The organism is Burkholderia sp. BDU5 (assembly GCF_001522845.1).
GTDB classification, from domain to species: domain Bacteria; phylum Pseudomonadota; class Gammaproteobacteria; order Burkholderiales; family Burkholderiaceae; genus Burkholderia; species Burkholderia mayonis.
Genome location: NZ_LOWC01000157.1, coordinates 19,494 through 45,759, shown reverse-complemented (window position 1 = coordinate 45,759; position 26,266 = coordinate 19,494). Strand labels below are relative to the sequence as shown.

The 26,266-nt window shown below is 68.1% G+C and carries 18 protein-coding genes; 12 read left to right on the top strand and 6 right to left on the bottom strand.

Going from position 1 to position 26,266, the window contains the following annotated elements:
* Nucleotides 1–110: 110 nt before the first annotated feature.
* The 3 genes from WS69_RS24320 to WS69_RS24315 are packed head-to-tail and all read left to right on the top strand — an operon-like array spanning nucleotide 111 to nucleotide 3,933.
* Nucleotides 111–2,387 carry an FUSC family protein gene (locus WS69_RS24320; protein ID WP_059473212.1) on the top strand — a complete coding sequence of 759 codons (2,277 nt, stop codon included), beginning with the start codon at nucleotides 111–113 and terminating at the stop codon, nucleotides 2,385–2,387.
* Nucleotides 2,384–2,575, top strand: a complete 192-nt coding sequence (locus tag WS69_RS32135) for a rod shape-determining protein MreB (RefSeq protein ID WP_082716446.1) — start codon at nucleotides 2,384–2,386, stop codon at nucleotides 2,573–2,575. The genes WS69_RS24320 and WS69_RS32135 overlap by 4 nt, the downstream gene beginning before the upstream one ends.
* Entirely contained in the window at nucleotides 2,572–3,933 is a 1,362-nt protein-coding gene (locus WS69_RS24315; protein WP_059473211.1) for an amino acid permease, read from the top strand. The genes WS69_RS32135 and WS69_RS24315 overlap by 4 nt, the downstream gene beginning before the upstream one ends.
* 16 nt (nucleotides 3,934–3,949) lie before the next feature.
* Here the strand turns inward: WS69_RS24315 and WS69_RS32130 are convergent, their stop codons facing one another.
* On the bottom strand, nucleotides 3,950–4,123 hold the full coding sequence (locus WS69_RS32130; RefSeq protein WP_082716445.1) for a hypothetical protein: 174 nt from the start codon (nucleotides 4,121–4,123) through the stop codon (nucleotides 3,950–3,952).
* A gap of 254 nt (nucleotides 4,124–4,377) precedes the next feature.
* Between WS69_RS32130 and WS69_RS24310 the strand changes: the two genes are divergently transcribed.
* Genes WS69_RS24310 through WS69_RS24300 form a run of 3 tightly spaced genes read left to right on the top strand, consistent with a single transcriptional unit; the run spans nucleotide 4,378 to nucleotide 7,901 of the window.
* Nucleotides 4,378–5,415, top strand: a complete 1,038-nt coding sequence (locus WS69_RS24310; protein ID WP_059473210.1) for a Fe(3+) ABC transporter substrate-binding protein — start codon at nucleotides 4,378–4,380, stop codon at nucleotides 5,413–5,415.
* Nucleotides 5,405–7,120: an ABC transporter permease gene (locus WS69_RS24305; RefSeq protein WP_059473209.1), complete on the top strand. Its 1,716-nt coding sequence runs from the start codon at nucleotides 5,405–5,407 to the stop codon at nucleotides 7,118–7,120. The genes WS69_RS24310 and WS69_RS24305 overlap by 11 nt, the downstream gene beginning before the upstream one ends.
* A 10-nt stretch (nucleotides 7,121–7,130) precedes the next feature.
* The gene (locus WS69_RS24300) at nucleotides 7,131–7,901 is read left to right on the top strand and encodes an ABC transporter ATP-binding protein (RefSeq protein ID WP_059473208.1); all 771 of its coding nucleotides are present in this window, start codon (nucleotides 7,131–7,133) and stop codon (nucleotides 7,899–7,901) included.
* Between the two features lie 30 nt (nucleotides 7,902–7,931).
* Here WS69_RS24300 and WS69_RS24295 read toward each other — a convergent pair whose 3' ends face one another.
* Nucleotides 7,932–8,399 carry an Lrp/AsnC family transcriptional regulator gene (locus tag WS69_RS24295; RefSeq protein WP_059473207.1) on the bottom strand — a complete coding sequence of 156 codons (468 nt, stop codon included), beginning with the start codon at nucleotides 8,397–8,399 and terminating at the stop codon, nucleotides 7,932–7,934.
* Between the two features lie 146 nt (nucleotides 8,400–8,545).
* On the opposite strand from WS69_RS24295, the gene WS69_RS24290 reads away from it, so the two are divergent.
* Nucleotides 8,546–9,196, top strand: a complete 651-nt coding sequence (locus tag WS69_RS24290; protein WP_059473206.1) for a cysteine dioxygenase family protein — start codon at nucleotides 8,546–8,548, stop codon at nucleotides 9,194–9,196.
* A gap of 381 nt (nucleotides 9,197–9,577) precedes the next feature.
* Here WS69_RS24290 and WS69_RS24285 read toward each other — a convergent pair whose 3' ends face one another.
* The 4 genes from WS69_RS24285 to WS69_RS24270 all read right to left on the bottom strand — a co-directional run bounded on the left by WS69_RS24285 (nucleotide 9,578) and on the right by WS69_RS24270 (nucleotide 14,224).
* The gene (locus WS69_RS24285; RefSeq protein ID WP_082716444.1) at nucleotides 9,578–12,097 is read right to left on the bottom strand and encodes a mechanosensitive ion channel family protein; all 2,520 of its coding nucleotides are present in this window, start codon (nucleotides 12,095–12,097) and stop codon (nucleotides 9,578–9,580) included.
* Nucleotides 12,098–12,290: 193 nt separating this feature from the next.
* A complete protein-coding gene (locus tag WS69_RS24280; RefSeq protein ID WP_059473205.1) occupies nucleotides 12,291–12,932 on the bottom strand; it encodes an NAD(P)-dependent oxidoreductase in 642 nt (213 codons plus the stop codon).
* Between the two features lie 266 nt (nucleotides 12,933–13,198).
* Complete coding sequence (locus WS69_RS24275; protein ID WP_059473204.1) at nucleotides 13,199–13,660, bottom strand: Rrf2 family transcriptional regulator; 462 nt, start codon at nucleotides 13,658–13,660, stop codon at nucleotides 13,199–13,201.
* 90 nt (nucleotides 13,661–13,750) lie between these two features.
* Complete coding sequence (locus tag WS69_RS24270) at nucleotides 13,751–14,224, bottom strand: hypothetical protein (RefSeq protein ID WP_059473203.1); 474 nt, start codon at nucleotides 14,222–14,224, stop codon at nucleotides 13,751–13,753.
* A 320-nt stretch (nucleotides 14,225–14,544) separates the two neighbouring features.
* On the opposite strand from WS69_RS24270, the gene WS69_RS24265 reads away from it, so the two are divergent.
* The 5 genes from WS69_RS24265 to WS69_RS24245 all read left to right on the top strand — a co-directional run bounded on the left by WS69_RS24265 (nucleotide 14,545) and on the right by WS69_RS24245 (nucleotide 26,094).
* Nucleotides 14,545–16,500 (top strand): PhoX family protein, encoded by a 1,956-nt coding sequence (locus WS69_RS24265; protein ID WP_059473202.1) that lies wholly within the window; start codon nucleotides 14,545–14,547, stop codon nucleotides 16,498–16,500.
* Nucleotides 16,501–17,040: 540 nt separating this feature from the next.
* Complete coding sequence (locus WS69_RS24260) at nucleotides 17,041–17,868, top strand: IclR family transcriptional regulator (protein ID WP_059473201.1); 828 nt, start codon at nucleotides 17,041–17,043, stop codon at nucleotides 17,866–17,868.
* A gap of 437 nt (nucleotides 17,869–18,305) precedes the next feature.
* The gene (locus WS69_RS24255; protein ID WP_059473200.1) at nucleotides 18,306–19,655 is read left to right on the top strand and encodes an MdtA/MuxA family multidrug efflux RND transporter periplasmic adaptor subunit; all 1,350 of its coding nucleotides are present in this window, start codon (nucleotides 18,306–18,308) and stop codon (nucleotides 19,653–19,655) included.
* A 13-nt stretch (nucleotides 19,656–19,668) separates the two neighbouring features.
* Complete coding sequence (locus tag WS69_RS24250; protein ID WP_059473199.1) at nucleotides 19,669–22,779, top strand: MdtB/MuxB family multidrug efflux RND transporter permease subunit; 3,111 nt, start codon at nucleotides 19,669–19,671, stop codon at nucleotides 22,777–22,779.
* Nucleotides 22,780–26,094: an efflux RND transporter permease subunit gene (locus tag WS69_RS24245; protein WP_059473198.1), complete on the top strand. Its 3,315-nt coding sequence runs from the start codon at nucleotides 22,780–22,782 to the stop codon at nucleotides 26,092–26,094. It abuts the gene before it with no gap.
* Nucleotides 26,095–26,266: the final 172 nt, after the last annotated feature.

Here is a 26,266-nt window from a genome sequence, read left to right as displayed (position 1 = left end):
AACGCCGAACGCCGAACGCCCCCAACACCGATTTTCGCGACGCAGAAATACGATAGACTCGTCGCCAATCAGCCCCCCCGGCGCCTCGTCGCCAGCTCACTCGCCCATCGATGCGCTATTCGGTCGAAATCAGGAAGTTCTTCTACAGCCAGTATTTCTTCGGCGGACTACGGATCGCGCTCGGCGTGTCGCTGCCCGCGGTGCTGAGTCTCATCGTGCTGCACGACCGCGAGCTCGGCTTCACGATCGCGACGGGCGCGCTCGGCGCGTGCGTCGTCGACATGCCGGGCCCGCTCAAGTACAAGCACAACGAAATGCTCGCGTGCAGCGTGATCGGCTTCTTCTCCGCGCTCGCCACCGGGCTCGCGACGCCGAACATCTTCGCGCTGTGGCTCACGATCGTGCCGCTCACGTTCGTGCTGTCGCTCATCGTCGTCTACGGCAACCGCTGGCCGCAGATCAGCTTCGCGACGCTGTTCATGATGGTGATGACGCTCGAAGAGCAATTCACGCCGCTGCAGGCGCTCGTCAACGCGGCGTGGATTCTCGCGGGCGGGCTCTGGTACACGTACTGGGCGACGCTCGTGTCGCGCTGGCAGGCGCGCCGGATCGAGCAGCAGGCGCTCGCCGAAAGCCTCTTCGCGTGCGCGTCGTACCTGCTCGCGCGGGCGGATTTCTACGATCTCGACGCGGACCTCGACGAATGCTACCGCAACCTCGTCGCGAAGCAGATCACCGCGGTCGAGACGCAGGAAACCGCGCGCGACATCGTCCTGCGCAACCTGCCGAAGCTGCGCCGCGGCAAGCTCGACCCGGGCCGCACGATGATGTTCAACCTGTTCATCAACAGCGTCGACCTGCACGAGATGTTCGTCGGCGCGCACACCGACTATCCGCTCGTGCGCAGCACGTTCGGCGGCTCGGACCTGATCATCTTCTACCGCGACCTGATCCGCAAGGCGGCCGCCGATCTCGAGGAGATCGGCTTCGCGGTGCTCGAGAACCGGCTGCCGCATTCGCGGATCAGCGTGAAGGCCGAGTTGCGCGCGATCGAATACGAGATCGAGCTGATGCGCAAGAAGCAGTTCGCGGCGTCGAACCCGGAAGCGTACGCGGCCGTGCTCGCGACGTTCCGCCGGATCTGGAGCGCGACGCGCCTGATCGACAAGATGCGCCGCAACCTGTCGGGCAGCGCCGATGCGCAGCAGACCGAACTGAAGATCGACAAGGCGCTGTCTCGCTTCCTGCAGAAGCGCCGGATGTCGCCGCTGCTGATCTTCTCGAACCTGAACATGGGGTCGCCGAGCTTCCGGCACGCGCTGCGCGTGACGATCGCGGTCGCGGTCGGCTTCTGGCTCGGGCGCCTCCTGCCGCTCACGAACGCGTACTGGATCGTGATGACGAGCATCATCATCCTGAAGCCCGGCTATTCGCTGACGAAGCAACGCAACGCGCAGCGTATCGTCGGCACGCTGATCGGCTGCGCGGCGAGTCTCGCGCTCATCTACACGGTTCGCGAGCCGCACGTGCTGATCGCGTTCATGTTCGCGTCGATGGTGATGAGCTACAGCCTGCTGCTCTTCAACTACGCCGCGAGCGTCGTGTTCACGTCGTCGTACGTACTGCTCCTCTTCCATCTGCTCGCGCCCGGCAACATGCGGATCATCGGCGAGCGCGCGATCGACACCGTCGTCGGCTGCATGATCGCGATCGCGGCGAGCCGCCTCTTCCCGTACTGGGAATACCGCGCGATCGGCAATCTCGTCGCCGACGTGCTCGCGACGACCCGCAAGTACTTCGAAGCGACGTGGCGCGCGGGACGCGGCAAGACCGCGCCCGCCGTGCCCGTCGCCGACGGCGCGGCGGCCGTGCCCGCGGTCGCCGCGGCGGTCGAGGCGGTCGCGCCCGGCCTCGACGCCGACTACCGATACCGGCTCGCGCGCAAGAACGTGCACATCGCGTTCGCGAACCTGGGCCAGGCGTTCCAGCGGATGATGCTCGAGCCGAAGGCGCACCAGAAGTTCGTGCCGGAGCTGAACGATCTGCTCGTGCAGACCCACGTGCTCGGCGCGCAGATCACCGCGGCCGCGCCGCTCCTGCGCCATGCGTGCTCGGAAAGCAACCCGCCCGCGCTCGAGCGCGGGATGGCCGCCGTGCGCGAGCATCTCGAGCGGGCCGAGGCCGGCACGGCGCCGCCGTCGAACCAGGCCGAAGCGACCAGGCAATTGACGCGCGAGCTCGATTCGATGGTCGTCGACGCCGAGCGCTCGGACGCGAGCGCCGATCTCACGCACGACCTGAAGGTGCTCGCGCACCAGTGCAAACAGATGCTCGCGTCGTCGCTGCTGATCCGCAAGGACGCGAGCGTGATCCGCCTGCCCGAGTGAGCCGTCCGCTTCACCCTGCCCTTTCCACCGTTTCGCGCCGTGCGGCTACTCAGGGATTCCCTGACTACTGCCCGCGCGCGCCGATTGGTATGATCTTTCGCGCGCCATGTTGTCTATACAACTTTGCGAGCGCGAGCGCCGGGCCGCTGCGTCCGGCCGACGACATCAATCATTCGGAGACACGATGAAGAACTTGCAACGCCACCTGAGCGCGCGGCACATCCGCTTTCTCGCGCTCGGCTCGGCGATCGGCACGGGCCTCTTCTACGGCTCGGCGTCCGCGATCCAGCTGGCGGGTCCCGCCGTCATCCTCGCGTACATCCTCGGCGGCGCGGCCGTCTACATGGTGATGCGCGCGCTCGGCGAAATGGCCGTGCGCGAGCCCGTGCCGGGCTCGTTCGGCCATTACGCGACCGAGAACCTCGGCCCGTTCGCGGGCTTCGTCACCGGCTGGACCTACACGCTCGAGATGGTGATCGTCGCGATCGCCGACATCACCGCGTTCGGCATCTACATGGGCTTCTGGTTTCCGGACGTGCCGCAGTGGATCTGGGTGCTCGCGGTCGTCGCGATCATCTGCGGGCTCAACCTGTGCCACGTGAAGGTGTTCGGCGAGCTGGAATTCTGGCTGTCGATCGTCAAGGTGGGGGCGATCGTCGCAATGATCGGCGGCGGCGCGGCCATTCTTTTCGCCGGCATGAAGCTCGGCGGCGGCGCGCCGTCGCTGTCGAACCTGTGGTCGCATGGCGGCTTCCTGCCGAACGGCATCGGCGGCCTCGTCGCGTCGCTGTCGGTCGTGATTTTCGCGTACGGCGGGATCGAGGTGATCGGCATGAGCGCGGGCGAGGCGAAGAACCCCGAGCGCGTGATTCCGCGCGCGATCAACGCCGTGCCGGTGCGGATCCTGCTTTTCTACGTGCTGACGATGGTCGTGCTGATGTCGATCTTCCCGTGGACGGGCGTCGGCTCGAGCGGCAGCCCGTTCGTGCAGATCTTCTCGGCGCTCGGCGTGCGCTCCGCCGCCGAGATCCTGAATCTCGTCGTGATCAGCGCGGCGATCTCCGCGATCAACAGCGACATTTTCGGCGCGGGCCGGATGATGTACGGGATGGCGCTGCAGGGCCAGGCGCCGCGCGCACTCGGCGCGATGTCCGCGCGCGGCGTGCCGTGGGTCACGGTGCTCGTGATGGCGGGCGCGCTGCTCATCGGCGTCGTGCTCAACTATCTGATGCCGAAGGACGTGTTCCTGATGGTCGCCGCGATCGCGACGTTCGCGACCGTCTGGGTCTGGCTGATGATCCTGCTGTCGCAGGTCGCGATGCGCCGCCGGCTCAACGCGGCCGAAACCGCCACGCTGAAGTTCAAGGTGCCGTTCTGGCCGATCGGCCCGGCGCTCACGATCGCGTTCATGGCGTTCGTGATCGCGATGCTCGGGTATTTCGACGATACGCGCATCGCGCTCTTCGTCGGCGCCGCGTGGCTCGTGATTCTCGCGCTCGTGTTCTATACGCGGGTCAGGCCGCGGCTTCCGGCCGTCGCGCGCTGACGCGCGGCGCGCGCGATCAGCCGTGCGCGGACGCGGCGCTCGCCGACACCCCCTGCGGATGGGCTTCGTCGTACTCGTGCTTCTGCGAAATCGCGTTGTACAGAATCGTACCGATCACGAGCACGACGGCCACGACGATCAGAATCGCCACGCCGAACACCGGATTCTTCTTGCTGCGCGGGTCGTTCATCGCCTGCTGCGCTCCGTCAAAAAATCGTCAAGCCGGCATTCTACGCGCAACCGCGCCCGCGTCGCCGCCCGTCCTGCCCGTCCTGCCGGCCACGCGCCATTCGTCAGATGTTTTGCGAACGTTTCGCATATGTGAATCGTTCCCGTTTCGCATTACAATCAAATTCTTTCATTTTGTAATTTTCACTCCGCGCCGGCCACACGTCCCGCCTGCCGGAGCGTTCGTCCATCGCACGTCCCTAGCCGGAGCCTTCCATGTTCCTGAAGCAAGCCCGCCCGCTGCTGCGCACGCTCGCGTTCGCACTCGCCGCCGTCGCGCCCGCCGCGCATGCGGCGAACGAAGTCAATCTCTACACGACCCGCGAGCCGAAGCTGATCCAGCCGCTCATCGACGCGTTCACGAAGCAAAGCGGAATCGCCGTCAACACGGTGTTCGTCAAGGACGGCCTCCTCGAGCGCGTGAAGGCGGAAGGCGCGCGCTCGCCGGCCGACGTGCTGATGACGGTCGACATCGGCAACCTGCTCGATCTCGTCGACGGCGGGCTCACGCAGCCGGTTCGCTCGCGGCCGCTCGACGACGCGATCCCCGCGAACCTGCGCAGCGCGCGCGGCGACTGGTATGCGTTGTCGCTGCGCGACCGCGTGCTGTACGCCGACAAGAACATGAAGCTCGACGCGATCACGTACGAGTCGCTCGCCGATCCGAAATGGAAAGGCAAGGTCTGCATCCGCTCGGGCCAGCATCCGTACAACACCGCGCTCGTCGCCGCGATGATCGCGCACGACGGCGAAGCCGCGACCGAGCAGTGGCTGCGCGGCGTGAAGGCGAACCTCGCGCGCAAGGCGACGGGCGGCGATCGCGACGTCGCACGCGACATCCTCGGCGGGATCTGCGACGTCGGGCTCGCGAACGCGTACTACGTCGGCCACATGAAGCACGCGGAGCCGGGCACCGACGCGCGCAAGTGGGGCGACGCGATCAAGGTCGTCCGCCCGACGTTCGCGAACGCGAAGAGCGGCGGCACACACGTCAACGTGAGCGGCGCGGCCGTCGCGAAGCACGCGCCGAACCAGGACAACGCGGTGAAGCTGCTCGAATACCTCGCGTCGCCGCCCGCGCAGGCGCTCTATGCGCAGGCGAACTACGAGTATCCGGTGCGCGCGGGCGTCACGCTCGATCCGGTGATCGCCGGCTTCGGGCCGCTGAAGGTCGATCCGCTGCCGCTCGTCGAGATCGCGAAGCACCGCAAGCGCGCAAGCCAGCTCGTCGACAAGGTCGGCTTTGACAACTGACGCCGGCACCGTCGCACGCCGCCCGCTCGCGCGTGTTCGCGCGTGCGCCGGCGAGCGTCTGCGCGCGCTCGTCCTGCGTGTCGCCGCGCGCGGCTGGCTCGTCGCCGCGGCGGCGATCGCGGCGCTCGTCGCGACGCCGCTCGCCGCGCTCGCGTGGTCCGCGCTCGGCGCCGATCTGTCGCACTGGCGCCACCTCGCCGAATTCGTGCTGCCGCAGGCGACGGCCAACACGCTCGCGCTGCTCGCGGGCGTCGGCGCGATCGTCGCGTGCGTCGGCACGGGCGCCGCGTGGCTCGTCACCGCCTACGACTTCCCCGGACGCCGCACGCTCGCGTGGGCGCTGCTGCTGCCGCTCGCGGTGCCGTCGTACATCGTCGCGTTCGCGTATCTCGACCTGCTGCATCCGATCGGCCCCGTGCAATCCGCGCTGCGCTGGATGCTCGGCTTCGACAGCCCGCGCGCGTTCCGCCTGCCCGACCTGCGCTCGCTGCCGGGCGCGATCGCCGTGCTCGGCTTCGTGCTGTATCCGTACGTTTATCTGTGCACGCGCGCGATGTTCGTCACGCAATCGGCGAGCCTGATCGAAGCCGCGCGCACGCTCGGCGCGGGCCGCATCGAGACGTTCCTGCGCGTCGTGCTGCCGCTCGCGCGGCCGGCGATCGCGGTCGGCGTGAGCCTCGCCCTCCTCGAGACCCTGAACGACATCGGCGCGTCCGAGTTCCTCGGCGTGCAGACGCTCACCGTCTCCGTCTACGCGACGTGGGTCACGCGTTCGGACCTCGCGAGCGCCGCGCAGATCGCGCTCGCGATGCTCGCGATCGTGTTCGGCGCAATCGCGCTCGAACGCTACGGCCGCCGCCGCGAGCGCTACGCGCACGGCCGCCGGATGCGCGCGATCGAGCCGCGGCGGCTGTGCGGCGCGGCCGCCGCCGGCGCGGCGACGCTCGGCTGGCTGCCGGTCATCGCCGGCTTCGGCGCGCCCGCCGCGTATCTGGTCCACGAAACCGCGAAACGGCTGCATCTCGTGGGCGGCGTGTCCGGACAATTGCTCGCGAGCCTCGCGAACACGCTCGCCGTCGCGCTCGCCGCGACCGTCGTCACGCTCGCGTGCGGCATCGTCGTCGCGTGGGCGACGCGCCGCGCGCGCGACAGCGCCCGCTTCCAGCCGAGCCGCGTCTGCGCGCGGCTCGCGAGCGTCGGCTACGCGGTGCCGGGCACCGTGCTCGCGATCGGGCTCCTCGCGCCGCTCGCGCTCGCCGATCGCGCGATCGCCGCCGCGTTCGGCCAGGATGGACTCGTGCTGATGGGCTCGGCGGCCGCGCTCGTGGTCGCGTATGCGATCCGCTTCCTCGCGATTCCCGCCGGCAGCATCGAGGCCGGACTCGCGCGGATTCCCGCGTCGCTCGAGCAGGCGTCGCGCACGCTCGGCGAGACGGCGGGCATGACGCTCTGGCGCGTGCATCTGCCGCTGTTGCGCCCCGCGCTCGGCGCGAGCGCGCTGCTCGTGTTCGTCGACGCGATGAAAGAACTGCCCGCGACGCTGCTGCTGCGCCCGCTCAACTTCGACACGCTCGCGACCTGGCTCTACGCCGAAGCCGCGCGCGGCACCTACGAAGAAGGCGCGGTCGCCGCGCTCGCGATCGTCGTGGCGGGACTTGCGCCCGTGATCGTGCTCGCGCGCACCCAACTGAAATCCGGATCCTGAGAGTCACGCCATGCTGCTCGAACTGAACGCCGTCACGCTCGCCTACGACACGCCGCGCGGCCGGCGCACGATCGTCGACCGCCTGAACCTCGCGCTCGAGCGCGGCGCGATCGGCTGCCTGCTCGGCGCGTCCGGCTGCGGGAAGACGACGGTGCTGCGCGCGATCGCGGGCTTCGAGCCCGTGCGCGCGGGCGAGATCGTGCTGGCGGGCGCCGCGCTCGCGAGCCGCGAAGCCGACGTGCCGCCGGAAAAACGCCGCGTCGGGATGATGTTCCAGGACTACGCGCTGTTCCCGCATCTGTCCGCGCAGCAGAACGTCGAGTTCGGGCTGCGCCGCACGCCGAAGGCGCAACGCCGCGCGCGCGCCGCGCAGATGCTCGAGCTCGTCGGCCTCGCCGACGCGGCGAACGCGTATCCGCACGAACTGTCGGGCGGCCAGCAGCAGCGGATCGCGCTCGCCCGCGCGCTCGCGCCGTCGCCGGAGCTGCTGCTGCTCGACGAGCCGTTCTCGAATCTCGACGTCGACACCCGCGAGCGGCTCGCGTTCGAGGTGCGCGACATCCTGAAGGCGGCCGGCCACACGGCGCTCTTCGTCACGCACAACCAGGCGGAAGCGTTCGCGCTCGCGGACCGGATCGGCGTGATCGACGACGGACGGCTCGCGCAATGGGACACGCCGTACAACCTCTATCACCATCCGGCGAGCGGATTCGTCGCGGATTTCGTGCGGCGCGACGCGCTCGCCGACGAGCGCCGGCGTGCGCTCGAGCGAGGGCGCTGAGCGGCAGCGTCGAGCGGGCTCGCCGCCCCTTCAACCGGCGACGCGGTCACGCACCGGCAGCGCGGTCGAGTACTTGATCTGCTCCATCGCGAACGACGAGCTGACGTCGAAGAGCGGCACCGAGCGGATGAGCTTCTTGTAGATGCGGTCGTAGTCGTCGATGTCGGCGACGACGACCCGCAGCAGATAATCGGTCTCCCCGCTCATCCGGTAGACCTCGACGACTTCCGGCATGTCGCGCACGGCCTGCGTAAAGCGCGCCGCCCACTCCTCGGTGTGCTGGTTCGTGCGCACCGCGACGAACACCGTCGTGCCGACGCCGAGCTTGCGCGGATCGCACAGCGCGACTTGCGCACGAATCGCGCCCGTCTCCTTGAGCCGCTGAATCCGCTTCCAGCACGGCGTCTGCGACAGATTCACGCGCTGCGCGAGTTCGGCGATCGGCAGCGTCGCGTCCTCCTGCAGCAGCTCGAGCAACTTACGATCGATCGCGTCCATTTCCCCAGTCCCTATCGGATAGAAAATTATTCTATCCATTGTTCGCGTGAGGGAACAATATGGAATCCGTTTCTCCGAGTCGACCGGTATAAATACGTACCGGACCCGCGCAACGTCACTGCGGGAAAAGAACGACCGAGTCAACGATGAACCACGCCGCCTCCCCCATCTCGCACGCACCGGATGCGCCCTCGGACCCGCGCGAACGCGCGACGTCCGCGCCGTGTCGCGCGCTCGCCGCGCCGACGCCGATCGAGCGTTTCTGCGCACGGATCGACGCCGCGTTCGACGCGCTCGCCAACGAATCCGCGCCGTCGCGGCATCCGGCATTCGCGCGCGAGCTGCGCGCCGCGCTCACGGAAGCCGTCGCAGCGCCGGGACTCCTCACGCCCGCGCAACGCGAAAGCGGCGCGGCGGGCTATCGGCGCCATCTGCTCGCCGCCGACCCGCTCGGCCGCTATGCGGTCGTGTCGCTCGTGTGGCAGCCCGGTCAATGGAGCCCCGTGCACGGCCATCATACGTGGTGCGGCTATGCGGTGTTCGAAGGCGAGCTCACGGAGATCGTCTACGGCTGGAACGACGCGGCCTGCCGTGCGATCGACGCGCGCAAGCACGCGCGGCCGACGGGCGCGGTGTCGTACGTCTGCGCGGGGCGCACGGCCATCCACCGGCTCGGGCACGTGGGCGCGCCGGCCGACGCGCCCGCGATCTCGCTGCACGTGTACGGCGTAACCGGCGAACAGGTGGCGACGCACGTAAACGATGTCGTCGCAGTCGACGTCGGCGCTTATGTGTGAGCGCGCGGCCGTCGACGCCGATGCGAACCTCGCGACGAACCGCGGCGCGACCCTGTGGCGTTCGCGCCAATGCTCGCGGTCGCGCCGGCGCGATCATTTCGCGTCACGAAACTGCGGGAAACGCCATCGCCGCCGTATGACCGCGTCGCATAGACCCGCTCGCTGCCAATCGAGACGGAGAGTGCACGGCGCGCGGCGCGGCAGGCGCTGCAAAGGCATATCGCCGCCCGCGACGCGAGCGCGGCGAACGCGTTTCGGCCGCCCACGTTCGTGCGCGCGTGAAGGCGGCTTCCGAACGCATATCGAATCGAGCGGGAGCCATCGTCCGTCGAACCGCGACTTCGCCGTCGTGCCTCGCTCGCATCGCTCGCGTCATGCGCATCAACCACTTGACGCGTCCCGCTCGTCGGCGCCCCCGCGTTGCCGTTCGCCGTCGCGCGCCGAGTCGTCGCGCGCGGCGCGCTCCCGATCGGACTCGTCGTGCTTCTCGTCGTCGCGCGTCGCCTCGTCCGCCGCGACGCCGCCCGCTGCCGTCGAATAGACGCGCATCTGCGGCAGCGGAATCTCGATGCCGGCGTCGTCCATCCGCTGCTTGATCCGCGCATTGAACGCGCGCATCACGGTCGACTGCTGCTGCGGCCGTGTGCGGATCTGTCCCTTGACGACCATCCAGTTCGGCTCGAAGCGGTCGAGCCCCCATATCTCGACCGCGCCGAGCATCAGCCGGCGCACCGCGACATCGCTCCACAGATCCGCGCCCGCATCGCGGATCAGCCGCGTGAGCTGGTCGAGATCGGCGGAGAACGGCACGCGCACTTCGAACACCGCATAGCCGTAGTCGCGCGACAGGTTCTTGACGATCTTGATCTGCGAGAACGGGATCGAATGCAGCGCGCCCTGCCCGTCGCGCAGCCGCACCGTGCGGATCGTCAGATGCTCGACCGTGCCCGCATGGCCGCCGTCGACGTCGATCCAGTCGCCGACCGAGATCGTGTCCTCGAGGATGATGAAAAGCCCGGTGATGAGGTCCGACACGAGCGACTGCGCGCCGAAACCCACCGCGAGGCCGATCACGCCTGCGCCGGCCAGGAGCGGCGTCACGTTGAGCCCGAGGTTCGCCGCCGTGACGATCGCGGCGATGGTGACGATCGTCACGAACGCGACGTTGCGTACGAGCGGCAGCATCGTGCGCGCACGCATGCTCGGATTGCGGCTCTTGCCGCGCGAACTCGCCGAGTTGAGCGCCTCGAGGATCGCGGTGTCGACGACGATCCACGCGAGCCACGCGACAAACAGCGTGATGACGATCGCCGTCACCGCCTGCGCGATCCCGCGCGCGGCGACGCTGTGCTCGACGATCCGCGCGAGCGAGATCCCCCACAGGCGCGACGTCAGCTCGACGTAACCGAGCCAGATGAAGAGCGTCGCGAGCGAGCCCGCGAAGCGCACGAGCCGCGCGACGTACGCGGAGCGGTGACGGCGCTTGCGGCGGGTCGGGTGCGGGCGCGTGACGCGCAGCACGACGGCCGACAGGAAGAACGCGAGCACGAGCAACAGCGCGCTCACGATCGAAGTGCGCAGCAAATCGGACGACGAACGGCTGCCGAGCAGTGTGCCCGCCACCGCCGCGAACGCGAGCAGCAGCACGGGCGCGGGCCAGAACGCGGCCGCGAAATCGGCCATTTCGGTCGTCGCGCGATGGCCTGTGCGCTGCGCGTAGCCGCGGTTGCGGATCAGGTGCGCGACAGGCCGCCGGTACGCGAGCGCGAAGCACGCGCAGAGCACGGCGGCCGTCATGCTCGACACGGTCGACACGAGGCTCGACAAATCGACGCCGAGCTGCCACGCGACGTCGCGGTTGAGCGCCGCGTCGCCGAGCGCGCCGAACGCGCCGATCAGACGCAGCAGCCCCCACGAGCGCGCAATCAGCACACGCCCCGCCGCGCGCCGGTGGCCCGCGCTGAAGAGCGCGAACATGATGAGGCACAGCGACGCGAACACCGAGCCCGACACGATCGCGTATGCGGCGACGAGCGCGACCGTGCGGCCGAGCGAATCAGGCAGGCCGCGCGCGATCGCGAGCACGGCGACGAACGACACGATCCACGGCCCGACCCGCCTCAGCGCGAAGATCAGCATGTCCTTCGCGCTCGGATTCGGATCGAGCTTGACCGCGATCCCGTAGCGGGCCCAGACCCGGTGCTGCGCCCAGATCAGGAGCGCCGCGCACGCGAGCCAGCCCGCCAGCATCAACGCGAGATCGAGTAGGATCTGCGCGGGCGGCTGCGGCCCCGCCCCGCTTGCGAGCGCGTACAGCTCGCTGCCCGCCGCGCGAAAGCGTGCGGACCAGTAGCGCAGCGGCGTGTCGCGCTCGCGCAGGCTCGCCTCGACCGATGCCATCCCGGACGCGATCGCGCCGAGGAGCCCCGTGCCCGTCGCGCCGGACGCCGCCACGGCAGCGGACGCCGTCTGCACGGCCTGCGCGACGCTGCGCAACTGCTTCAGTTGGGCGACGAGCTGCGTGCGCTGCCGGTCGTTGTCGAGCATCTTGATGACGGAGTCGAACGAGCGCGCGATCTCGGCGGCGCTCGCCGGCGACGGCGCGGACGCAGGCACGGCGGCGGATGCGCCCGACGCCGGCGCGGCGGCATCCGATGCGGCGGCGGGCGCGATCAGCTTTTGGAAGGTTGCGAGACTCGAATTGGTCGCGGCTCGCGCGGCGGGCGGCGCGCCGGCAAGCGCAAGACCGGCGAACGCGAGGATGAGCGCGGCGGCGCGCGCAGTCGAACGCGGCGCGCGCGACCCGGCGGCGATCGACGGACCGGCGGCAAGACAGGCGGCGATCGCGACGAGAACGAAGGCGGCGCCGCGAGCGAAAAGCAAGCGAGGCGAAATCGGCATGCGACCGGATGAGTAATGACGACGATCGCCAGTGTAGCCCCAACGCGTGCGCGCGCCGCCTGCTTCGATGCGCCCGGCATGACGACGCGGCGCACCGGAGCGACCCGGTGCGCCACGCTTACGGCCAGGCGTGTCGGCCAAGCGATATGGATCCGCGAACGCCGCGCGCGATGCGCCGGCGCCCGCGACGCGATCAGTACGCGACCGTCGCGACCTGGCGCACGAAGTGGTGCTGCTCGATCTCGTCGACGAACGCGACCGCGTAGTCTTCGGCCGAGATCTTGCTGTTGCCGTCGGCGTCGACGATCAGCTTGCCTGCGCCCGTGCGGAACGCGCCGGTGCGCTCGCCGGGCGCGATCAGCGCGGCGGGCGAGAAGAACGTCCAGTCGAGGTCGTGCACGGTCGCCAGGTAGTCATATGCGTCGCGATGCGCGAGCGCGACGGCCTTGTACGCGTCCGGGAAGCCTTCGGTATCGACGAGTTGCTTGCCGGGCGCGACTTCGAGCGTGCCCGCGCCGCCCACGACGACGACGCGCTTCACGCCCGCCTTGCGCGCGCCTTCGACGAGCGCCTTCGCCGCATCGACGACCTTCGACGCATCCTCCTGCTTCGGACCGTACGCGCTCGCGACGACGTCCTGGCCTTCGAGCGCGGCGGCGATGCTCGCCGGATCGAACAGGTCGGCTTCCTTCGCGGCCACGTTCTCGGCGCCCGCCGCCGGACGACGCGACAGCGCCGTCACCTGATGACCGCGGCGCGCCGCTTCGGCCGCGATCCGCGAGCCGATCATGCCGGTTGCGCCGAGCAGAGCGATTTTCAAAGTACGTTGCGTCATGTCGATTCTCCTGGTAAGCGAATATGTAACTAAATTAATTACATATTCAATCGAAAAAAGAGGGATCCACGATCCCCATCATAGTCAACTCGTCCGCCCATCGTCATTGTCGAGCAATGTTTCATCGGGCGGCAGCCCTTGGTCCTTCATCCTTGATCCTTCGCGAGCCCGTTATCGGGCCGGCGGCGAATTCCGATCCGATCGGCAGCCGCGACGCGCCGGATGCCATGCGCGCCGCCGTTTCGAATTCAAGCGATCGAGACCGCTCAACCACTCGCCTGCTGCACGCCGCCCGGCTGCCCGCACGCCTCCGAGCGCAGCACGTCGGCCGTCACGTCGGCGAGCGTGCGCGTCGCGAGCGACGCCTCCATCGCCCGCTGCGCGTCGCCGATGTAGTCGGTCAGCACGCCCTGGATGTGCCGTCCGACGAGGCATGCCGGATTCGGCGCCTCGCGATGCAGCGCGAAAAGTTGCGCATCGTCAACCGCGCGGTAGACCTCGAGCAGCGTGATGCTCGACGGCTCGCGCGCCAGCAGCGCGCCGCCGCCCGCGCCGAGCTGCGACGTCGTGAGCCCCGCCGCCGCCAGCATCGACAGCAGACGGCGAATCAGCGCCGGATTCGTGTTCACGCTGCCCGCGATCACGTCCGACGACAGCGGCACGCCTTCCTGCAACGACAACAGCGCGAGCACGTGGACGGCAAACGCGAACCGGCTGCTCGTATTCATGATTCACCTGCGGCGGAATGCTCGCGCATCCCGCTTCGACGACAATATGTAACCATAATAATTACACTTAACCCAGGACGCAAGCGGAATTCACTTGCTCGCCGCCGAATCGCTCGCGGCGGCCGCGCCCGAGGCGCCCAGCGCGGCCGTCTGGCTCCATTGCTGCAGCTTGCGGCCGGCGGCTTCGAGACTCGTGCCGGCCGCGACGGCGGCCTGGCCGAGCACGGCGGACGCGGCGCCCTGCAAATGCGCCTGCGCAGCGGCCGATACCGAGCTCGCGGTGACGGGCGGCACGGCGGACGCCGCCGATGCGACACCCTGCTTCGCCGCGTCGATCTGCTGATTCACGAAGCTCGCGACCTGGTCGAGCTTCTGCGTCGTCTGGCTGGCCGCGCGGGCGGCGGCGCTTGCGGCGGTATCGGGCGGCGGCGGCACACTCGCCTCTTCCGGCTTCTTGCATCCGGCAAGCGCGGCGGCGGCAACGGCCGCGAGCGCGACGGCGTACGTCCGGCGGCGGCCGGTGCGGGAAACGATGGCGGTTGCGTTGGCGATCTCGATCGTCATGGCGAATGGCGCGGCAAAGCGGCTCCGTGTGGCGAAAAAGCCATGATACGACGCGCCGACGCGCGCCTGCCCGCGTCCGTTTCTTTTTTTACATGCCGTTGCCGCATGGGCGATGTCGCGCGCAGCGCCCGCCCGGCCGGTCACCGCTCGCGCGAACCCTGTCCGCGCATGCATCGCAAGACGCCCGTCGATTCATACAAATTCAATTCAAAAAACTTTCATTTATAAAAAATAAACTTCCACTCAGTCTTCATCGCTGTCCGCCGCACCCGACGTCGGCGCGTCCGCGTTTTCCGTCGCACACAACAACTGGATTCCCCATGCCCGCGCTGTCCAATCCTTCCCGCCGCCATGCCCTGAAGATCCTCGCCGGCGCGCCGATGCTGCCGCTTTCCGGCGTCGCGCTCCCCGCCCTGCTGTCCGGATGCGGCGGGGACGATGTCGCCGCCGCGCCGCCTGCGGCCAGCTTCGCGGCCGCCGCGTTCGCGCCGATGACCGCGCCGACGCTCGCCGACCCGGCCGCGATGGCGACGACGACCGTCGGCTCGACGCTGTCGATCTCGTTCAGCGACGGCTCGACGCACAGCTACAAGCTCGCGTACCGGCCGTTCTTCGTGACGGGAGACCAGGTGCCGGACGGCAAAGGCGGCACGATCCTCGCGGGAGGCTACTACGACATCGACAACCGGCCGATCGTCGACGCGACGGTCGCGGGGCGCGAGCGCCAGTTCTTCTCCGACTGCCCGGACGGCAGCTCGCTCCTCACGCTCAAGGACGCGAAGGCGCCGGACGTGAAGGGCAACACGGTGTTCGCGGTCGTCCAGTTCGAATACACGACGCGCAGCCAGAACGGCGATTCGGCGTACGGCCAGTTGCCGTCGCCGATCGCGGTGCTGACGCTCGATCAGGACCCGGCGACGGGCGCGCTCAAGCTCGTCAAGTACCACAACGTCGATACGTCGGCCGCGCACGGCCTGTGGATCACGTGCGGCGCGAGCCTGTCGCCGTGGAACACGCACCTGTCGAGCGAGGAGTACGAGCCGGACGCGACGAAGGCCGCGACCGACGCGCAATTCAAGGCGTTCAGCAAGAACACATTCGGCAGCGACACGGCCGCGAATCCGTACCACTACGGCCACCTGCCCGAGATCGTCGTGAATCCGGACGGCACGGGCGCCGTGAAAAAGCATTATTGCCTCGGCCGCATCTCGCACGAGCTGATCCACGTGATGCCCGACCAGCGCACCGTGATGATGGGCGACGACGCGACGAACGGCGGCCTTTTCATGTTCGTCGCGGACCAGCCGACCGACCTGTCGGCGGGCACGCTGTACGTCGGCAAGTGGACGCAGACGTCGTCGGCGGGCGCGGGCGCGGCGACGCTCACGTGGATCCGGCTCGGCCACGCGACGAGCGCCGAGATCGAGGCGCTCGCGAACCGGCTGAAGGCGTCCGACATCATGGACGTCGCGACGACCGACCCGGCCGACCCGACGTTCGCGAAGATCCACTTCGGCGGCAAGTTCAACTGGATTCGCGTGAAGCCCGGGATGGAACTCGCGGCCGCGTTCCTCGAGACGCACCGCTACGCGGCGCTCGCGGGCGGCAGCATGGCGTTCACGAAGCTCGAAGGAACGACCGCGAACGCGAAGGACAAGATCGTCTACATGGCGATGTCGCGGATCGAGACGTCGATGGTCAAAGGCAACGCGGTGTCGCGCGACGTCGCGCTCGACAAGAAGATCGCGGCGGGCGCCGTCTACGCGCTCGGCATGCGCGGCGGCCAGCGCGACACGGCGGGCGCCGCGATCGACAGCGAATGGGTGCCCGTCGACATGAGCGCGCCCGCGGCGCTCGTCGGCGAGGATCTGGCTACGGCCGACGCGCTCGGCAATCTCGCGAATCCGGACAAGATCGCGAATCCGGACAACCTGAAGTTCTCGGAAAAGCTGCGCACGCTTTTCATCGGCGAGGATTCGGGGATGCACGTGAACAACTTCCTGTGGGCGTACGACGTCGACACGAAGAAGCTGTCGCGCGTGCTGTCGTGCCCGGCGGGCGCCGAATCGACGGGCCTGCACGCGGTCGACGAGATCAACGGCTGGACCTACATCATGAGCAACTTTCAGCACGCGGGCGATTGGGAATCGCCGCTGCACGACAAAGTGAAGGGCGCGCTCGATCCGCTCGTGCGCGCGAACTACAAGGACCGCTTCGGCGCGAGCGTCGGCTATCTGACGGCCGAGCCCGCGGCGATCCAGCTCAAGAAGGCGTGACAACCGATTCTCTTCGTCGTCACGGCTGATTCGCCGGCGCTCGGCGCCGGGTTGGCGCGATGCCCTCGTGGCACCGCGCTTTTTTTATGCGCGCTCGCCGCGTGCGGCGCCGCCACACGGCGAAGATCGGACATGCAGGTATCTTTCCTGCCGTCATCCCAATATATGGAACAGCCACTCAGGCCGTGAACGGCAAAAAAAAGCGCCACGGAGACCGTGGCGCTAAAAAAGTTCTAGCCATTCCGAGGGCCGTGCTAGAACCTGAGAGACTGCATCGAACGTCGTTCCCGACTAAACTAACGAAACAACGTTTCGAAATTGGTAGACATTTTTTCCGTTTCCGGCTGACAAGTCAAGCGAAAAATACATGCTTCCCCGTCATTCCCGATGGTGCGCAACCCGACATTTCTCCAATAAACTCGGGGTATATCAGTAAATATTGCGCATCATGAAAGATTGCGGCGAAGCGCGCGCATTTTCCGGCATTCGTCTTACAATTTATAAAAATCTGAAATCAAGTTTCGAAAAAGAGAGATACCCGTGACGACACGCTCCAACGCCCAACCCGTTTCCCGAGAACGGGAAGCCACCTCCGACGAAATCACGGCCCTCGCGCGCGGCTTGGCCGTCTTGCGTCGCATCGCGACCTCCGATGCCCCGGTCAGCAACCGGGAGCTGGCAGAATTGACAGGCATCCCGAAGCCGACCGTATCGCGGATCACGGCGACGCTCGTCAGCGCCGGCTTCCTGTTCCAGTTGCCCGACAGCGAGCGCTTCGTGCTGACGGCGTCGGTGCTCGAGCTCAGCAACGGCTTCCTGCGCAACTTCGACATCCGCGCGCGCTCGCGGCCGTTCCTCGTCGAGCTCGCCGAAAAGACTTCGCTGTCCGTCCACCTCGCGGTGCGCGACCGCCTCGACATGGTCGCGATCGACGTGATCCGCCCGCGCTCCGCCGTGCTCGTCACACGGCTCGAAACGGGCTCGCGGATGGACATCGCACGCACGGCAGTCGGCCGCGCGTACCTCGCGACGCTCGAGGACGACGCGCGGCGCGAGCTGATCGGCGCGCTGCAGGCCGCGGCGGGCGACGACTGGCCGTTCGTCGTCGCACGGCTGAATGCCGCGCTCTCCGACATCGCGCAGAACGGCTATGCGATTGCGATCGGCGAATGGCGCGAGGAATTGAATGCAATCGCGGCGGGCTTCGTCGCGCCGACCGGCCAGCGCTACACGGTCAACTGCGGCGGTTCCGCGCACCAGTGCACGCCCGATTTCCTGCGCTCGGTCGCGGTGCCGGCGCTGCGCGAGTGCATCGCGAAGATCACGCGCGAGATCGGCGGCTCCGCCTGGCCGGACCGCGCGCGCTGACGCGCAGTCTTTCGCCGTGCTTTCTGTCGCGCGCGGCGCGCGGGCCACGATGCCCGCGCGCGACGCGCAACTGACGCCGCGCCCTTCGTCCTTCGTCCTTCGTCCTTCGTCCTTCGTCCGCAGCCCGCAGCCCGCAGCCCGCAGCCCGCAGCTCCCCAACAGTATCCGAAAACGGCACGATCCCCCCGCAAGCCGCCGCCCCGGCCGCGCGATCGCGCACCGTCATCATCCGTTCATCTGTAACGACCGTAATTCGTTGAAAAATAGGATGCTGGACTGTAACCGCCATGGGGACGTAGCATCATGCAACCTCGCGCCGCAAACGGCGCATCCCGCTCTTTTGCGACGCGACCGGGCCGCAGCCGGCCGCGCCGACCGCGAACGCGGCTCGTCCGCGCCTGTCGTACGCGCTGCACGCCGACCTCCAGATCAAACCGATGGACAACCAAGAAAAGCCTACTCCCCGCTCTCCCGCCCACCCGCCGTCGAGCCCCGACGCGCCCCGCTCGCGCCGCAAGCTGATGACGTTCTGCGCGCTCGCGGCCGTCACGATCGGCGGCCTCCTGTGGTGGCATCCGTGGAAGAGCGGCGCAAGCAGCGCGACCGCCGCGAGCCAGCCAGGCGGCGCAAGCCAGCCGGGCAGAGCACGCAAGCGAGGCGGGCCGGCCGCGCTCGCGAACCTGCCGCAACCCGTCCAGGTCGCGGCCGCGACGCGCGGCGAGATGCCCATCGTCCTCAACGCGCTCGGCACCGTCACGCCGCTCGCGAACGTGACGGTCAGGACCCAGTTGTCCGGATACCTGCAGTCCGTATCGTTCCTGGAAGGCCAGATCGTCAGGAAAGGCGACGTGCTCGCGCAGATCGATCCGCGCCCCTACCAGATCACGCTCGCGAACGCGCAAGGCGCGCTCGCGCGCGACGAGGCGCTCCTCGCGACCGCGCGCCTCGACCTCAAGCGCTACCAGACGCTCGTCGCGCAGGACTCGATCGCGAAGCAGACGGCCGACACGCAGGCGTCGCTCGTCAAGCAGTACGAAGGCACAGTGCAGATCGACCGCGCGGCGATCGACTCCGCGAAGCTCAACCTGACGTACGCGCGAATCACGGCGCCCGTGTCGGGCCGCGTCGGCCTGCGACAGGTCGATCCGGGCAACTACGTGACGCCGTCGGATACGAACGGCATCGTCGTCATCACGCAATTGCAGCCGATGAGCGTGATCTTCACGACGTCGGAAGACAACCTGCCGTCGATCCTCAAGCAGGTGAACGCCGGCAGCAAGCTGTCGATCACCGCGTACAACCGCAACAACACGACGCCGCTCGAAACCGGCGTGCTCGACACGCTCGACAACCAGATCGACACGTCGACGGGCACCGTGAAGCTGCGCGCGAAGTTCGAGAACAAGAGCAACCTGCTGTTCCCGAATCAGTTCGTCAACACGCGCCTTCTTGTCGACACGATGCGCGACGCGACGATCGTGCCGACCTCGGCTGTGCTGACGGGCTCGATCGGCCAGTTCGTCTACGTCGTGAAGCCGGACAACACCGTGACCGTGCGCAAGGTGAAGCCCGGCCCCATCGACGGCGAGCGCACGAGCATCGTCGACGGGCTCGCGGTCGGCGAGCGCGTCGTGACGGACGGCTCCGACCAGCTGCGCGAAGGCTCGGTGATCACGATCCCGGCCGAGCAGCCGAAGCATGCGTCGGGCGCGAAAGGCGCGTCGGCCGCGTCCGGCGCGCACGGCGGGCACAAGCGCCGCGGCGCGTCGCAGGCTCAATCGCAATGACGCCGGCTGACCGATGAATCCGTCCCGCGTCTTCATTCTTCGCCCGGTCGGCACCGCGCTGCTGATGGCGGCGATCCTGCTCGCCGGCCTCGTTGCGCTGCGCTTTCTGCCGCTCGCCGCACTGCCCGAGGTCGACTATCCGACGATCCAGGTCCAGACCTTCTATCCGGGCGCGAGCCCCGAGGTGATGACGTCGTCCGTCACCGCGCCGCTCGAGCGGCAGTTCGGGCAGATGCCGTCGCTCAATCAGATGTCGTCGCAGAGCTCGGCGGGCGCGTCCGTCATCACGCTGCAGTTCAGCCTCGACCTGCCGCTCGACGTCGCCGAGCAGGAAGTGCAGGCGGCGATCAACGCGGCCGGCAACCTGCTGCCGTCGGACCTCCCCGCGCCGCCGATCTACGCGAAGGTCAATCCGGCCGACGCGCCCGTCATCACGCTCGCCGTCACGTCGAAGACGCTGCCCCTCACGCAGGTGCAGGATCTAGCCGACACGCGGCTCGCGATGAAGATCTCGCAGGTGGCGGGCGTCGGCCTCGTCAGCCTGTCGGGCGGCAATCGGCCGGCCGTGCGGATCCAGGCGAACCCGCTCGCGCTCGCATCGTACGGCCTCAATCTCGACGACCTGCGCACGACGATCTCGAACCTGAACGTCAACACGCCGAAGGGCAACTTCGACGGCCCGACGCGCGCGTACACGATCAACGCAAACGACCAGTTGACGAGCGCCGATCAATACCAGGACGCCGTTGTCGCGTACAAGAACGGCCGGCCCGTGATGCTGACCGACGTCGCGAAGATCGTCGCCGGCTCGGAGAACACGAAGCTCGGCGCGTGGGTCGATTCCGAGCCCGCGATCATCCTGAACGTGCAGCGGCAGCCGGGCGCGAACGTGATCCAGACGGTCGACAACATCAAGGCGATCCTGCCGAAGCTGCAGGAATCGCTGCCCGCCGCGCTCGACGTGCAGATCGTCACCGACCGCACGACGATGATCCGCGCCGCCGTGCGCGACGTTCAGTTCGAGCTCGGGCTCGCGGTCGCGCTCGTCGTGCTCGTGATGTACCTGTTCCTCGCGAACGTCTACGCAACGATCATCCCGAGCCTGTCGGTGCCCTTGTCGCTGATCGGCACGCTCGCGGTGATGTACCTGTCGGGCTTCTCGCTGAACAACCTGTCGCTGATGGCGCTCACGATCGCGACGGGCTTCGTCGTCGACGACGCGATCGTGATGATCGAGAACATCGCGCGCTACGTCGAGGAGGGCGATTCCGCGCTCGAAGCGGCGCTGAAGGGCTCGAAGCAAATCGGCTTCACGATCATCTCGCTGACGGTGTCCCTCATTGCCGTGCTGATTCCGCTCCTCTTCATGGGCGACGTCGTCGGGCGGCTGTTCCACGAGTTCGCGATCACGCTCGCGGTGACGATCGTGATCTCGGCCGTCGTGTCGCTCACGCTCGTGCCGATGATGTGCGCGAAGCTTCTGCGCCACACGCCGCCGCCCGAGAGCCACCGCTTCGAGGCGAAGGTGCACGTGCTGATCGATCGCGTGATCGCGCGCTACGGCATCGCGCTGCAGTGGGTGCTGAACCGGCGGCGCTCGACGCTCGTCGTCGCGATGCTGACGCTCGCGCTCACCGCCCTCCTCTACGTCGAGATTCCGAAGGGCTTCTTCCCGACCCAGGACACGGGCGTGATCCAGGCGATCACGCAGGCGCCGCAGGCGGTGTCGTACGGCGCGATGGCCGAGCGGCAGCAGGCGCTCGCCGCCGAGATCCTGAAGAATCCGGACGTCGAGAGCCTCACGTCGTTCATCGGCATCGACGGTTCGAACATCACGCTGAACAGCGGCCGGATGCTGATCAACCTGAAGCCGCGCGACGACCGCAGCGAGTCGGCGAGCGACGTGATCCGCTCGCTGCAGCAGCAGGTATCGAACATCCCCGGCATTTCGCTCTACATGCAGCCGGTGCAGGATCTGACGATCGACTCGACGGTGAGCCCGACGCAGTATCAGTTCATGCTGACGAGCCCGAACCCGGACGAGTTCACGACCTGGGTGCCGAAACTCGTCGAGCGGCTGAAGAAGGAGCCGTCGCTCGCCGACGTCGCGACCGACCTGCAGAACAACGGCAAGTCGGTCTACATCGAGATCGACCGGGCGACCGCCGCGCGCTTCGGGATCACGCCCGCGACCGTCGACAACGCGCTCTACGACGCGTACGGCCAGCGGATCGTGTCGACGATCTTCACGCAGTCGAACCAGTACCGCGTGATCCTCGAATCCGAGCCGCAGATGCAGCACTACACCGAATCGCTGAACGGCATCTATCTGCCGTCGGCGGGCAGCGGCCAGGTACCGCTGTCGACGATCGCGACGTTCCACGAGCGGCCCGCGCCGCTCCTCGTGTCGCACCTGTCGCAGTTCCCGGCGACGACGATCTCGTTCAACCTCGCGCCGGGCGCGTCGCTCGGCGAGGCGGTCAAGGCAATCGACGCGGCGGAGCACGACATCGGGTTGCCCGCGTCGTTCCAGACACGCTTCCAGGGCGCGGCGCTCGCGTTCCAGGCGTCGCTGTCGAATCAGCTGTTCCTGATCCTCGCCGCGATCATCACGATGTACATCGTGCTCGGCGTGCTGTACGAGAGCTACATCCACCCGATCACGATCCTGTCGACGCTGCCGTCGGCGGGCGTCGGCGCCCTGCTCGCGCTGATGATTACCGGGCACGACCTCGACATCATCGGGATCATCGGCATCGTGCTGCTCATCGGCATCGTGAAGAAGAACGCGATCATGATGATCGACTTCGCGCTCGAAGCCGAGCGCGTCGAGGGCAAGCCGCCGCGCGAGGCGATCTATCAGGCGTGCCTGTTGCGCTTCCGGCCGATCCTGATGACGACGCTGGCCGCGCTGCTCGGCGCCGTGCCGCTCATCGTCGGCTCCGGCGCGGGCTCCGAGCTGCGCCAGCCGCTCGGGATCGCGATCGCGGGCGGGCTCATCGTGTCGCAGGTGCTGACGCTCTTCACGACGCCCGTGATCTACCTCGGCTTCGACGCGCTCGCGCGCCGCATCCGCGGCTTCTTCGATCGCTCCGGCCCGGCGGCCGCGCATCCGGACGCGTAAATGAACCTGTCGCGCCCGTTCATCACCCGCCCCGTCGCGACGACGCTGCTCGCGCTCGGGATCGCGCTCGCCGGCCTGTTCGCGTTCGTCAAGCTGCCCGTCTCGCCGCTGCCGCAGGTCGATTTCCCGACGATCATGGTGCAGGCGTCGCTTCCCGGCGCGAGCCCCGAGACCGTCGCGACGAGCGTGACGAGCCCGCTCGAGCGGCACTTGGGCTCGATCGCGGACGTCTCCGAGATGACGTCGATGAGCTCCGTCGGCAACGCGCGGATCGTGCTGCAGTTCAACCTGAACCGCGATATCGACGGCGCCGCGCGCGACGTGCAGGCGGCCATCAACGCCGCGCGCGCCGACCTGCCCGCGAGCCTGAAGAGCAACCCGACATACCGCAAGGTCAATCCGGCCGACTCGCCGATCATGGTCGTGTCGCTGACGTCGAAGACGGCGTCGCCCGCGAAGCTGTACGACGCAGCGTCGACGGTGCTCCAGCAGTCGCTGTCGCAGATCGACGGAATCGGCCAGGTCAGCTTGAGCGGCTCGGCGAACCCGGCCGTGCGCGTCGAGCTCGAGCCGCAGGCGCTCTTTCACTACGGGATCGGCCTCGAAGACGTGCGCGCGGCGCTGTCGTCGGCGAACGCGAACAGCCCGAAGGGCGCAATCGAATTCGATCCGAACCACTATCAGCTATACACGAACGACCAGGCATCGCAGGCGTCGCAGTACAAGGATCTCGTGATCGCGTACCGCAACAACGCGGCCGTGAGCCTCGCAGACGTGTCGACCGTCGTCGATTCGGTCGAAGACCTGCGCAACCTCGGTCTCGCGAACGGCGACCGCGCGGTGCTCGTGATCCTGTACCGGTCGCCGGGCGCGAACATCATCGAGACGATCGACCGCGTGAAGACGGCGCTGCCGCGGCTGACGGCCGCGCTGCCCGCCGACATCGAGGTCTCGCCGGTGCTCGACCGATCGAGAACCATCCGCGCGTCGCTCGCCGACACCGAGCACACCCTCCTCATCGCGGTGAGCCTCGTCGTGATGGTCGTGTTCCTGTTCCTGCGCAACTGGCGCGCGACGTTGATTCCGAGCGTCGCGGTGCCGATCTCGATCGTCGGCACGTTCGGCGCGATGTACCTGCTCGGCTTTTCGCTGAACAACCTGTCGCTGATGGCGCTCATCGTCGCGACGGGCTTCGTCGTCGACGACGCGATCGTCGTGCTCGAGAACATCTCGCGCCACATCGAGAACGGCACGCCGCGGATGCAGGCCGCGTTCGACGGCGCGCGCGAAGTCGGCTTCACGGTGCTGTCGATCAGCCTGTCGCTCGTTGCGGTGTTCCTGCCGATCCTGCTGATGGGCGGCATCGTCGGGCGCCTGTTCCGCGAGTTCGCGCTCACGCTGTCGCTCGCGATCGGCGTGTCGCTCATCGTATCGCTGACGCTGACGCCGATGATGTGCGCGCGCCTCCTGCCCGAAGCGCACGATCCGCGCGACGAAGGCCGCTTCGCGCGCTGGCTCGAGCGCGGCTTCGCGCGGATGCAGCGCGGCTACGAGCGCACGCTGTCGTGGGCGCTGCGCCATCCGCGCACGATCCTCATGACGCTCGTCGCGACGATCGCGCTCAACGTGTTCCTGTACGTCGTCGTGCCGAAGGGCTTCTTCCCGCAGCAGGACACGGGCCTCATGGTGGGCGGCATCCAGGCCGATCAGACGACGTCGTTTCAGGCAATGAAGCTCAAGTTCGCCGAGATGATGCGCATCGTCAGCGCGAATCCGAACGTCGCGAACGTCGCGGGCTTCACGGGCGGCGCGCAGACCAACTCGGGCTTCATGTTCGTTGCGCTGAAGGACAAGCCGGGGCGCAAGCTGTCGGCCGACCAGGTGATCCAGCAACTGCGGCCGCAGCTCGCCGACGTCGCGGGCGCGCGCACGTTCCTGCAGGCCGCGCAAGACATCCGGATAGGTGGCCGGCAGAGCAACGCGCAGTATCAGTTCACGCTGCTCGGCGATTCGACCACCGAGCTGTACAAGTGGGGGCCGATCCTCACGGAAGCGCTGCAGAAGCGCCCCGAGCTCGCCGACGTGAACTCCGACCAGCAGCAAGGCGGCCTCGAGGCGATGGTGACGATCGATCGCGCGACGGCCGCGCGCCTCGGCATCAAGCCCGCGCAGATCGACAACACGCTGTACGACGCGTTCGGCCAGCGCCAGGTGTCGACGATCTACAACCCGCTCAATCAGTACCACGTCGTGATGGAAGTCGCGCCGCAGTACTGGCAAAGCCCGGAGATGCTGAAGCAGGTGTACATCAGCACGTCGGGCGGCAGCGCGAGCGGCGCGCAGACGACGAACGCCGCAGCGGGCACCTACGTCGCGACGTCGGCGGGCACGTCGGCGGCCGGCACGTCGGCGCAGAGCGCCGCCGCGATCGCCGCCGATTCGGCGCGCAACCAGGCGCTCAACTCGATCGCGTCGAGCGGCAAGTCGAGCGCGTCGTCGGGCGCGGCGGTGTCGACGTCGAAGTCGACGATGGTGCCCCTGTCCGCGATCGCGAGCTTCGGGCCGAGCACGACGCCCCTCTCGGTCAACCACCAGGGCCTCTTCGTCGCGACGACGATCTCGTTCAACCTGCCGCCCGGCGTGTCGCTGTCGAAGGCGACGCAGGCGATCTACCAGACGATGGCGGAGATCGGCGTGCCGCCGACGATCCAGGGCAGCTTCCAGGGCACGGCGCAGGCGTTCCAGCAATCGCTGAAGGATCAGCCGATCCTGATCCTCGCGGCGCTCGCGGCCGTCTACATCGTGCTCGGGATCCTGTACGAGAGCTACATCCATCCGATCACGATCCTGTCGACGCTGCCGTCGGCGGGCGTCGGCGCTCTGCTCGGCCTGCTGCTCTTCAAGACCGAGTTCAGCATCATCGCGCTGATCGGCGTGATTCTCCTCATCGGCATCGTGAAGAAAAACGCGATCATGATGGTCGACTTCGCGATCGACGCGTCGCGGCAGGGCAAGTCGTCGTTCGATGCGATCCACGAAGCGTGCCTGCTGCGGTTCCGGCCGATCATGATGACGACGATGGCGGCGCTCCTCGGCGCGCTGCCGCTCGCGTTCGGCCGCGGCGACGGCGCCGAGCTGCGCGCGCCGCTCGGGATCGCGATCGTGGGCGGGCTCATCGTGTCGCAAATGCTCACGCTCTATACGACGCCCGTCGTCTATCTGTACATGGACCGGCTGCGCGTATGGGCCGAGAAGCGGAAGCATCGCGGCGCGGCGGGCGGCGCGGCGGGCGGCCCGGCGGGCGCTGGCGAGTGACGCTCGGGCGGGCGCGACGCGGACCGGGCGGGCCGATCCGCGCGGCGCGCGCCGGCCTCGCGGATCGTCGGCCGTGCGTTGGCATGCCGCCTCTCGCGCCCCGCGCGGGCGACGGCGCCGCGCTGCCCGCGCCGCCTGGAAGCGCGTCGCCCGGCATCCCCATCGCGTGCGA